At 21.8% G+C, this 12,557-nt stretch carries 11 protein-coding genes; 10 read left to right on the plus strand and 1 reads right to left on the minus strand.

Annotated features, from left to right (window positions below):
- Window positions 1-134 precede the first annotated feature (134 nt).
- From ACOI1G_RS02425 to gap, 5 genes are all read left to right on the plus strand, one after another.
- A complete protein-coding gene (locus ACOI1G_RS02425) occupies window positions 135-1,337 on the plus strand; it encodes an FtsX-like permease family protein (protein WP_422667216.1) in 1,203 nt (400 codons plus the stop codon).
- Window positions 1,330-2,019 (plus strand): lipoprotein-releasing ABC transporter ATP-binding protein LolD, encoded by a 690-nt coding sequence (gene lolD, locus ACOI1G_RS02430; RefSeq protein WP_422667217.1) that lies wholly within the window; start codon window positions 1,330-1,332, stop codon window positions 2,017-2,019. Before ACOI1G_RS02425 ends, lolD begins: the two co-directional genes overlap by 8 nt.
- Before the next feature lie 18 nt (window positions 2,020-2,037).
- Window positions 2,038-2,289, plus strand: a complete 252-nt coding sequence (locus tag ACOI1G_RS02435) for a hypothetical protein (RefSeq protein WP_422667218.1) — start codon at window positions 2,038-2,040, stop codon at window positions 2,287-2,289.
- Between the two features lie 77 nt (window positions 2,290-2,366).
- Window positions 2,367-3,278, plus strand: a complete 912-nt coding sequence (locus ACOI1G_RS02440) for an FtsX-like permease family protein (protein WP_422667219.1) — start codon at window positions 2,367-2,369, stop codon at window positions 3,276-3,278.
- A gap of 83 nt (window positions 3,279-3,361) precedes the next feature.
- On the plus strand, window positions 3,362-4,360 hold the full coding sequence (gene gap / locus ACOI1G_RS02445) for a type I glyceraldehyde-3-phosphate dehydrogenase (protein WP_422667220.1): 999 nt from the start codon (window positions 3,362-3,364) through the stop codon (window positions 4,358-4,360).
- Window positions 4,361-4,502: 142 nt separating this feature from the next.
- Here gap and fldA read toward each other — a convergent pair whose 3' ends face one another.
- Window positions 4,503-5,045, minus strand: coding sequence for a flavodoxin FldA (gene fldA, locus ACOI1G_RS02450; RefSeq protein WP_422667221.1), 543 nt, complete (start codon window positions 5,043-5,045; stop codon window positions 4,503-4,505).
- A 267-nt stretch (window positions 5,046-5,312) separates the two neighbouring features.
- On the opposite strand from fldA, the gene phrB reads away from it, so the two are divergent.
- The 5 genes from phrB (at window position 5,313) to gpmA (ending at window position 12,541) form a co-directional block, all read left to right on the plus strand.
- Complete coding sequence (phrB, locus tag ACOI1G_RS02455; RefSeq protein WP_422667222.1) at window positions 5,313-6,746, plus strand: deoxyribodipyrimidine photo-lyase; 1,434 nt, start codon at window positions 5,313-5,315, stop codon at window positions 6,744-6,746.
- 11 nt (window positions 6,747-6,757) lie between these two features.
- Complete coding sequence (locus ACOI1G_RS02460) at window positions 6,758-7,501, plus strand: Nif3-like dinuclear metal center hexameric protein (protein ID WP_422667223.1); 744 nt, start codon at window positions 6,758-6,760, stop codon at window positions 7,499-7,501.
- 107 nt (window positions 7,502-7,608) lie between these two features.
- On the plus strand, window positions 7,609-10,392 hold the full coding sequence (locus ACOI1G_RS02465) for a 2-oxoglutarate dehydrogenase E1 component (protein WP_422667224.1): 2,784 nt from the start codon (window positions 7,609-7,611) through the stop codon (window positions 10,390-10,392).
- Between the two features lie 16 nt (window positions 10,393-10,408).
- The gene (gene sucB, locus ACOI1G_RS02470) at window positions 10,409-11,629 is read left to right on the plus strand and encodes a dihydrolipoyllysine-residue succinyltransferase (RefSeq protein ID WP_422667225.1); all 1,221 of its coding nucleotides are present in this window, start codon (window positions 10,409-10,411) and stop codon (window positions 11,627-11,629) included.
- A gap of 216 nt (window positions 11,630-11,845) precedes the next feature.
- The gene (gpmA, locus tag ACOI1G_RS02475) at window positions 11,846-12,541 is read left to right on the plus strand and encodes a 2,3-diphosphoglycerate-dependent phosphoglycerate mutase (RefSeq protein WP_422667603.1); all 696 of its coding nucleotides are present in this window, start codon (window positions 11,846-11,848) and stop codon (window positions 12,539-12,541) included.
- Window positions 12,542-12,557: the final 16 nt, after the last annotated feature.

A 12,557-nucleotide genomic window follows, 5' to 3' on the forward strand; every position in this document is an offset into this window, starting at 1 on the left:
TAATAATATCTAAACTGTATCATTAATAATTACTTATATGGTATATAAATTTATATGTTATTATATTTTTTGTATAATAAATAATATATTTAATTTATATTATATGATTAATAATTTTTAAAAATGAAAAAATAATGTATCAACCTATATCATTTTTTATTGGATTGCGTTATTTATGGAATATACATCTTCCTAAATTTAAAAAAGTTATTATTATATTATCTATTTTATCTGTAAGTCTTAGTATATCTTCACTTATTATTGTTTTTTCTATAATAAATGGATTTCAAGATGAATTTAAAAAAAATATTTTATATTTTACTCCACATATGATTATTACTAATAAAAGTAAAAATATTAATAAATTTATATTTCCCAAAAAAATATTAAACAATAAAGAAATTATAAAATTTTCTAATCTTATTACTCATGAAGTTATTATACGAAATAATAATAGCATGACTATGGCGGAAATTCTTGGTGTTGATCTTACTAATTATACCGATATATGTAAATATAATATTAAACATGTTCTAGATAAATTAAAAAAAGGGGATAATCATATTATTATCGGAAAAAAATTAGCTGAGCAATTACATTTAAAATTAGGTGACACAATTACATTAATGTTATTAAATTCTCAAGACATAAAATTGAAAAAAAGTTTTTTTCATGAACATAAATTTAAAATAAATGATATTTTTTTTAGTAATAATGAAATCGATTATTATCAAATATTAATAAATCAAGATGAAGCTATAAAATTTTTACATTATCCACAAAATCATATTACTGGTTGGAGATTATGGTTTAAAAATCCATTGTCTATTAATAAAAATAAAATTATTAAATTGACACATAATTTTATTGTCTTAGATTGGAAAATTCAAAAAAAAAATTTGTTTCAAGCTATTAATATTGAAAAATATATTATGATATTATTTTTAATATTAATTATTCTTATACTTAGTTTTAATATAATGTCTAATTTAATGTTATATATTACAGAAAAAAAAAATGATATTGCTATTTTAAAAACTCAAGGATTAACAAATTGGAAAATTATGTTGATTTTTATAATATTAGGTTCTACTACTACTATAATAGGAATTATATTAGGAATTATTTTTAGTTTATATCTAATATTTCAAAAAAAACTTTTGCTATGTATTTTAAATGTTTTTTCTAATCATAATAATATTATAATGATGATTGATACCTCTCAAATTATTTTAATCAGTAATATTTCTATATTATTTACACTATTTTTAACTTTATATCCTGCGTGGACCATTATTAAATTGCAACCAGTGAAAATTTTACATAATAATGAATAATTCTATTTTATTAAAATGTGTTAATTTATCTAAATCTTATCAAGATGGAGATACATGCCAGAATATATTAAAAAATATATCATTTTCGTTACATAAAGGAGAAATGATAGCTATTATTGGAAAATCTGGGTCTGGAAAGAGCACGTTATTACATCTTTTAGGAGGATTAGATTATCCTACATCTGGAAAAATTTTTTTTAATGAAATATCATTATGTTCAATGTCATCTAATGAATTGTCAACATTTAGAAATAAAAAAATAGGTTTTATCTATCAATTTCATCATTTACTTTTAGATTTTAATATTCTTGAAAATGTTTCAATTCCTTTGTTAATTAATAAAAAAAATCGAATAGAAGCTCAAGAAAAGTCATATGAAATGTTAAAAAAAGTACATTTAGAAAAAAAAATAAAAAAATATCCATCTGAATTATCTGGTGGTGAAAGACAAAGAGTTGCTATTGCTAGAGCTTTGATTAATACGCCTTCTTTAATTATTGCAGATGAACCAACGGGTAATTTAGATCAATACAACATTAATATTATTTTTAATTTAATGTTAGAATTAAATATTACTCAAAATACTTCTTTTATTGTTGTAACACATGATATTAAACTTTCAAAAAAATTACCTACTATATTTAAGATGAAAAACGGTAAACTTAAACGCTATTTACAATAAAATATAAGATAATATTAAATGAATTATTTGTCTTTCTTTCTTGCACAAAGATTTTATAATCCAAAAAAAACACATTTTTCAATAAAATTTATTGCTTTTTTATCTAAGATAGGAATAATAATTAGTGTTTTTGCACTTTTAATTAGCTTAAGTGCTGTCAATGGTTTTCAAATTTTATTGAATAAAAAAATTCTATCTTCTTTACCTCATGGTATTATTGTATTTAAAAATCCATCTCAATTGTTATGGAATAAAATAAAAAAAAAATAAAATTAATACCAGAAATTTATGATGTATCGCGTTATATAACAATTAATGGGTTATTAGAAAAAAATAATAAAATTAAATTGGTTCAAATTCAAGGGTTTAGTGATATACAATATTTAAAAAAATATTTTTTAGATCAATATCAACAATATTTTACTGAAATAAAAAAAAATAATAAATATCCTGAAATTTTTATTTCCTCTTCTATTGCACATTTATTACATGTAAAAAAAAATGATTGGATAAATATTATTATACCAAATGAAAAAGATAAATCTATTTCATCTCATTTTAAAATTTTTTCTGTACAAATCAAATCAATTTTTTTATCTAAAAAAAAAATATATTCTAATAATGTATTAATACCTTTAAAATTTTTTAATAATTTTCTTGATTTAAATAATACTCTTGCTCAAATTGAAATAAATATGTCTAATCCTTTTCATGCAGAAAATATTATTCTTCATGCAATTAATCAAGTTGATTATCCTTTAGCTGCCTATACATGGATAAATACTTATAAACATCTTTATAATGATATTCAATCAATGAAAACAATTGTATATTTATCTATATCTATTATTATTATAATCTCATGTTTTAATATTACTGCTATTTCTTTTATATCAATATTACAAAAAACAAAAGAAATTGCTATTTTAAAGAGTATGGGTGCAAGTAATCGATTAATCCAATTAATTTTTTTATATTATGGATTGCGTTTTATTATTATTAGTACTTTATTAGGTTTATTAATAGGTATTATTACAATTTTAAATTTTAATGATATAACATATTATTTAGAAAAAATATTTAGACAAAATATTATTTTACATAATTTATATCATGCTCATTTTTTATTATTAAAATTGCATACATTTGATATAATAATGATTTTAGTGATAACTGTTTTTATTGGAATTATAACTAATTTATATCCATCTTATTATGCTACTACTATCAATCCCAGTAAAATACTAAAAGAATATTAACATTAATTTTTTAAATTATTATATTCATATACTAATAATCTAACACATATGTTTAATTACATATTAAAAGATATGGTGAAAAAATGACTATTAAAGTAGGTATTAATGGATTTGGTCGAATTGGACGAATATTATTTAGATTAGCTCAAAAACGTACAAATATTGAAATAGTTGCTATCAATGATTTACTCAGCCCTGAATATATTGCTTATATGTTAAAATATGATTCTACACATGGTTGTTTTAATAAAAATATAGAAATACAAAATAATTATTTAGTTATTGATGGAAAAAAAATTAGAATTACATCTGTTCGAGATCCTGAAAAAATAATATGGAATCAAGTGTTAACTGATGTAGTTATTGAGTCTACAGGTCTTTTTCTAACTAAAAAATTAGCATATAAACACATTATAGCAGGTGCAAAAAAGGTGATTCTTACTGGACCTTCTAAAGATGATATCCCTATGTTTGTTAAAGGTGCTAATTTTGATCAATATAAAGGAGAAAAAATCGTATCTAATGCTTCTTGTACTACTAATTGTTTAGCTCCTTTAGCAAAAATTATTGATGAAAATTTTAATATTATTGAAGGATTAATGACAACAGTACATGCTAGTACAGCTACTCAAAAAGTTGTAGATGGAGCATCTTTAAAAGATTGGCGTGGTGGAAGAGGTGTATTACAAAATATTATTCCTTCTTCTACTGGTGCTGCTATTGCTGTTGGAAAAGTTTTACCAAATCTTAATGGAAAATTAACTGGTATTGCATTTAGAGTACCTGTATCTAATGTCTCTGTAGTAGATTTAACTGTACGTTATAAAAAATCTGCAACATATAAAGAAATTTGTCAAATAATAAAAGATTCTTCTGAAAATGAAATGAAAGGAATAATAGGGTATACAGAAGATGAAGTAGTATCTACAGACTTTAATGGTCAGGAATTAACTTCTATCTTTGATGCAAAAGCTGGTTTATCATTAAATAATAATTTTTCTAAATTAATTTCTTGGTATGATAATGAAACAGGTTATTCTAGTAAAGTACTAGATTTAGTTTCATTAATTAGCACTTATTAAATATAAGAAAAAATTTAAATTATTCTTATATTATATTAGAACATGAATATATATAGTATTATATTGATAATTATCTAGCAGTATTAAGTAGTAACTTAATACTGCTATTATGTAATTAGTATTAATATTTAAAATGACATATTTAATGACAATCATTAAATATATTATATTTTTTTATATCTGATATTATTTTAATATCTCTAATCCAATTATTAATTCTTATATCTGTTTTTTCTGGTTGTCGATCTTCATCTAATATTAATCCTACAAAATAATCTTTATTTAATAATGCTTTAGAAGAATCAAAATTATAATCATTTATAGGCCATTTTCCTATAATATTTCCTTTATTTTTTTTTATAATATTATATATTATTCCTAATGCATCACAAAAATATTCATTATAATCTTCTTGATCCCCACATCCAAATAAAGAGATGATTTTATTTGAAAAATCAATTTTTTTTAGAATAGGTAAAAATTCTTCCCAATCAGATTGTAACTCGCCATAATACCAAGTTGGTATTCCGAATATTACATAATGAAATTTTTCAATGTCTTTTTGTGAACATTTTGCAATATCATATATTGCAGAAATATTTATTCCAATTTTTTTTTGGATTATTTTCGCTATTTTTTCTGTATTACCTGTATCACTGCCAAAAAAAATACCTATTTTTTTCATATATATTTATCTCTTATATAAGATATTATTTTAAATAATCAATAATATTAATAATATGTTTTAAATCAATATTAATTTTAGTCTATTATTTAAAATAGTTCTGTGATTAACGAAAATATTATGATAATTTTAAATAATTTTTATATTATCAAATATCAAAACTATATTTTAAAAAAATTATATACTTCTATGGTCTATCTAAAATATTAAAAATAATTATAAATATATTTTAGATGTTAAATTAATTAATTTATATTAAAAAATTTTATGAAAAAAAAATTAGTTTGGTTTAGAAATGACCTAAGAATTCATGATAATACTGCTTTATATCATGCATGCCAATATTCTATAGATCAAGTATTTGCTTTATTTATGTCTACTCCTAAACAATGGTTAAATCATAGTGTTTCTATTAAAAAAATATCATTTATATATCAAAATTTACTTTATTTACAAAATGAATTAAACAATTTAAATATTCCATTTTATCATCTTCAATCTACTGATTTTAAACAATCTATATATGATTTAAATTTTTTTTGTATAAAACATAAAATCAATTATATTTTTTATAATTATCAATATGAAATTAATGAATATAATCGCGATGTTTTTATTAAAAAATATTTTCTTGAACAAAAAATTATAGTACAGGGATTTCATGATAATATATTAATTCCTACTAAATTTATATATACGAAAAATAATAAACCATATAAAAAATTTTCTTCTTTTAAAAAAAAAGCAATAGAAATTTTATGTAATAATATTCCTAAATGTTTTCCTACACCAATTAAAAGAATATTATTAAAATATCATTTATTCAATCATACAGAATTTAAAAAATATAAAATAAATTTTAATATCAATCTTTTTCCTCCCGGTGAAAAAGCGGCTCAAAATAGATTAGAAGATTTTTTTAATAATAAAATTCATGATTATACAATCAAACGTAATTTTCCTTTTTTAAATCATACAAGTATATTATCACCTTACTTATCAATAGGAATTATATCATTACGATATTGTCTAAATATATTATCTAAAAGATATGATAATATATTTAATATCACGTTTTTATCTTCTTGGTTAAATGAAATAATATGGAGAGAATTTTATTATCATTTATTAATTGGTTATCCATTATTAGGAAAACTGCAATCTGTCAATTCTTGGGAAAAAAATATTATTTGGGATAATAATATAAATTATTTTCATGCATGGACACAAGGTAAGACAGGATTTCCAATTATTGATGCAAGTATGAGACAATTAAAAGATATAGGATGGATACACAATCGATTAAGAATGATTACATCTAATTTTTTAGTCAAAAATTTATTAATTGATTGGAGAAAAGGTGAAAAATATTTTATGTCTCAATTAATTGATGGTGATTTCGCTCTTAATAATGGAGGTTGGCAATGGGCTTCTTCAATAGGTAGTGATGCTACTCCTTATATTCGCATTTTTAATCCATATAGACAATCAAAAAAATTTGATAAATCTGGACATTTTATTAGACAATTTATTCCTGAATTAAAATATATACCAGATGCTCATATTCATAATCCACATACATGGGAAGATATAAATAAAATTACATTAGATTATCCGAAACCGATTGTTGATTTTCATGAAAATAGAAAAAAAACGTTATTGGTATTTAAGCAAGCAAAATATAAATTTATATTTAAATAGAGAACAAGTTTATGAATAATTTTGAATTAGAAAAGATTATCAATAAAAAACTTTCATCTGATCAATGCGAGGACATTGTACCAAATGGTTTACAAATAGAAGGTCAATCTGAGATAAAAAAAATTATAACCGGTGTAACTGCATGTCAAGAATTACTAAATCATGCATTATTTTATCATGCTGATACTATTATTGTACATCATGGTTATTTTTGGCCAAATGAATCAAAATATATACATAATATGCAAAGATATCGATTAAAAACTATACTCTCAAATAATATTAATCTATATAGTTGGCATCTACCTTTGGATATTCATCCACATCTAGGAAATAATGCTCAAATAGCTAAAAAATTAAATATTTGTGTCCAAGGTTATATTTTACCTTATGTTTTATGGGGTAATATGAATAATGATGTAACTGGAAATGAATTATTTAAAATTATAGAAAAAAAATTTAAAAAATCTCCTATACATTTTTATAAAAATGCACCTCATAATATTCATCGTATTGCTTGGTGTAGTGGAAAAGGTCAAGGTTTTATTAAACATGCATATAAATTTGGAATTGATGCTTTTTTAACAGGTGAAATATCAGAAGAAACTATCCATATTGCTGCAGAATTAAAAATTCATTTTTTTTCATTAGGTCATCATATTACTGAAAAAGATGGTATTAAATCTTTAGGAGCCTGGTTAGAAAAAAAATACAATTTAGATGTAAAGTTTATTAATATTGATAATCCTGCATAAAATTTATATTAAAGTATAATAATTTATATAAATGATAAAATATATATAAATTTTATATAATATCTTTCAGTAATTTAATATCTTATAATTATAATATCACATAAAAAATGAAAAATAATACATTCCAACAATGGCTTAAATATTCTTGGTTATCTTCAGAAAATCAATCTTATATAGAAGAAATATATAAAAAATTTTTAATCAATCCAGAATCTGTTGATAATATATGGAAAAATATATTTTTAACAATTTCTAGAGATAAGAATATCCCTGAAAAAAATAATAATGAAAATGTAATTTTAAATGATTATATAAAAGATAACTATTGTTCATTTCCAATATATCCAAACTCTCATATTTCTGAAAAAATAAATACTCTTATTTATTCATTTCGTACAATAGGATATCAAAAAGCTTCTCTTGATCCGTTAAATTTAAAAAAAATATTGGATATTCCTTGTTTAAATTTATCTTCATATAATTTTTCAAAAAAAGATTTAAAAAAAACTATTATAATTAATTTTCAAAATAATCAAAATTTTAAAACTAATATTATTGATTTATATGCATTATTATCAAAAAAATATTGTAGTTCTATTGGTTTTGAATATATGCATTTAAATAATTTGTTAGAAAAACAATGGATTATGAATTATATAGAATTATATTTTAATGAATCTTTACTGAATATAAAACAAAAAATTAATTTTTTAACTCAGATTATATATGCAGAAACATTAGAAAAATATCTTGGAAAAAAATTTTCAGCTTCTAAGCGTTTTTCCTTGGAAGGAGCAGAAACATTAATTCCTATATTACACGAAATTATTAATTATTCTAAACAAAAAAATATATCTAAAATAATATTAGGAATGGCTCATCGAGGTAGGTTAAATGTTTTAGTAAATATTTTAAATAAAAATCCAAAAATATTATTTAATGAATTTTCTGGTTTAGATATATGTCAAAAAAATAGTGGTGATGTAAAATATCATATGGGTGGATTAACAATAATTAATGATAATATAAAATTTTATTTACATTATAATCCTTCTCATTTAGAAATAATTAATCCAGTAGTTTTAGGTTCTTCTCGGGCTATTATTGATCAAGATAAAATATCATCTAATAAAATTATACCAATTAATATTCATGGTGATGCCGCTATAATTGGACAAGGAATTATTCAGGAAACATTAAATTTATCACAAATAGAAGGGTATACAGTAGGAGGAACGATTCATATTGTTATTAATAATCAAATTGGGTTTACAACATCAAATGCTAAATACTTACGTTCTAGTAAATATTGTACTGATATTGCCAAAATGATAGAAGTACCTATTTTTCATATTAATGCAGATGATATAGAATCATCTATTTTTGCAACACAATTAGCTCTTTCTTTTAGAAAAAAATTTAAGAAAGATGTTTTTATAGATTTAGTTTGTTATCGACGCCATGGTCATAATGAAGTAGATGAACCTTATGTAACTCAACCTCTTATGTATAAAAAAATTAATCATCATCCTACTGTTAAAGAAATATATTCTAATTTTTTAATTTCAAAAGGAGTTATTCAAGAAGAAGAAATAAATAATATTAAAAATCAATATTATGAAAAATTAAATAATAAAGAATTAGTTTTTTCTAAAGATAAAAAAATAGATTTTTTTTCAACAAAAAAAAATTTTTTTTCAACAAACAAAAATATTGCAAAATTAAATATAAATACAAATTTTATTGATATTCAAAAATTAGCAATACATATTAATCAAATTCCAAAGAACATTAATATGCATTATAGAGTTAAAAAAATTTATGAAGAACGATTGGATATGGCTAAAGGATTGAAATTATTTAATTGGGGAGCTGCTGAGATTTTATCTTATGCTACTATTCTTAATCAGGGAATTTCATGTCGTTTATCAGGAGAAGATATTAGTAGAGGAACATTTTTTCATCGTCATGCATTAATTCATGATCAAATTGACGGTTCTATTTATGTACCTTTAAAAAATATACAAAAAAAACAAGGTTCTTTTCAAATATGGGATTCCGCTTTATCTGAAGAAGCAGTTTTAGCATTTGAATATGGATATTCTTTATTTTCATCTAATACATTAACTATTTGGGAAGCTCAATTTGGTGATTTTGCTAACGGCGCTCAAATTGTAATTGATCAATTTATTTGTTCTAGTGAACAAAAATGGAATGAAAAATGCAATTTAGTACTTTTTTTACCTCATGGGTATGAAGGTCAAGGACCAGAACATTCTTCAGCTCGAATCGAAAGATTTCTTCAATTATCTGCAGAAAATAATATACAGGTATGTTTACCGAGTACTGCAGCACAAATATATCATCTTTTAAGACGACAAATTTTTGAAAAAATTTTTAAACCATTAATCATTTTCACTCCAAAATCTCTTTTAAGAAATATAATGGCAAATTCTTCATTAAATGATCTTATATATGGTAAATTTCAATTATTAATTGATGAAATAGATCTAATTAATAAAATAGAAGTTCAGCGTATTATTTTTTGTACTGGAAAAATATACTATGATTTATTAAAAACGCGTCGTAGACATAATATTAATACGATTGCTTTAATTCGGATTGAACAATTATATCCTTTTCCTATACATGAAATATTAAATCTATTAAAAAATTATATTTCTGTAACAGAGTTCATTTGGTGTCAAGAAGAACCTTATAATCAAGGAGCATGGATGTATATTAAAGATAATATTAATAACATTTTATCTAATAATTTTACATTACAATATGTTGGTCGCATATCTTCATCCTCCCCTGCTTCTGGATATATTTCTATTCATAAGAAACAACAAGAACATTTTATTAAAAATGCACTAAAAATATTTTAAAAGAAAGGAATAAAAAATGACAATAACTAATATTATTGTTCCAGATTTACCAGAATCAATTACTGATGCAACAGTAGTAATATGGCATAAAAAAATAGGAGATCAAGTATTTTATGATGATAATTTAGTAGATATTGAAACAGATAAAGTTATGTTAGCAGTACCTTCTCCATGCAACGGAATATTATCTAATATTTTAGAAAAAACAGGTACTATTGTTCAATCACAACAAATATTAGGGTGTATTGAAAATATACAAGAAAAGAAAAAAGATATTTTTAATAATATTAAAAAAGATGAAAAATTATCAGTTAAAAAAGAAAATAATTATATCAATAATAATATACAACCTATTCCATCATTTACGCCATCTATTAGAAGATTAATACATAGTCATAAAATTAATTTAGATAAAACAAATGATCTTATTACTAATGAAGATATTAAAAACTATATTAAAACAAAAAAAAATAAAAAAACAATAGATATATCCAATAATACAGTATCTATTATAAAAAAAATAAAAAAAAATAATATAGAATTAAATAATCGAGTTAAAATGACTCGATTACGTCAAAAAATTTCAGAAAGATTATTAGATACTATCCATAATACAGCAATGCTTACTACTTTCAACGAAGTAAATATGAAACCAATTATACTTCTTCGTAAAAAATATGGAGAAGATTTTAAAAAAAAAAATGGAATACGACTGGGATTCATGTCATTTTATGTAAAAGCTGTAGTAGCAGCATTAAAAAAATTTCCCGAAGTTAATGCCTCTATTGATAATAAAGATATAATTTATTATAAAAATTTTGATATTAGTATAGCTATTTCCACACCTCGAGGTTTAATTACTCCTGTTTTAAGAAATGCTGATACGATGTCTATGTCTTCTATTGAAAAAAAGATAAAAGAATTTTCTATAAAAGGATTAGAAAAAACAATTACTATAGAAGAATTAACAGGAGGAAGCTTTACTATTACTAATGGAGGTGTATTTGGATCTCTAATGTCTACTCCAATTATTAATCCTCCTCAAACAGCTATATTGGGCATGCATGTAATTAAAGATCGTCCAATGGCTATAGATGGAAAGATAAAAATATTACCTATGATGTATTTAGCATTGTCTTATGATCACAGATTAATAGATGGAAAAGAATCAGTTAGTTTTTTACTAACAATAAAAAATATATTAGAAGATTTTACTAGTCTTTTAATAGATATGTAATCATATTATAAAAAACTATTACAATATAAATATTTTTTAAAAGTACAGTTTTATATTTTTATTACTGTACTTTTATGTATGAAATAAAAATATATTATTTACATTTATATTAATAGAAGAATAGAAAATCTTGATATTTTAAATAATGATAGTTCTACTATTTAAAATAATATATAATTTTTTTATGAACAGTATTATAATAAATATGGAAAAAAAATCATAATGTATAAAATAGTTCTTCTTCGACATGGTGAAAGTAGTTGGAATAAATTAAATAGATTTACAGGATGGCATGATGTCGAACTAACAGAAAATGGAAAAAAAGAAGCACAATATGCCGCTGAAATATTAAAAAAAGAAAAATTTTTTTTTAATGAAGCCCATACTTCTGTCTTAAAAAGAGCAATTAATACTTTATGGAATGTAATGTGTAATTTAAATCAAACATGGCTACCAGTTAAAAAAACTTGGCGCTTGAATGAAAGACATTATGGTGCATTAGAGGGATTAAATAAAGATGAAACAATGTTAAAATATGGGGAAAAAAAAGTTATAGCATGGAGAAGAAGTTTTTATGCTATTCCACCAAAAATTCAAAAAACAGACATTCGTTTTCCTGGTTATGATATACGATATTCTCATTTAGATGTAAAAAATATTCCAGTAGGAGAAAGTTTAGAACTGACAGTAAAAAGAGTAATTCCATATTGGAAAAAAATAATTTTACCCCAATTAAAAAAAAATAAAAAAATTCTTATTGTAGCGCATGGAAATTCTTTACGTGCATTAATACAATATCTGAAAAAAATTGATAGTAATAATATTGAAAAATTAAATATTCCTACTGCTATACCAATTATATTAGAATTTAATAAAGAATTAATTGCACAAAAATACTATTTTTTAACATAAAAGTATAAAAATAATA

The sequence above is a fragment of the Buchnera aphidicola (Pterocomma populeum) genome (assembly GCF_049314985.1).
Taxonomy (GTDB): domain Bacteria; phylum Pseudomonadota; class Gammaproteobacteria; order Enterobacterales; family Enterobacteriaceae; genus Buchnera; species Buchnera aphidicola_BQ.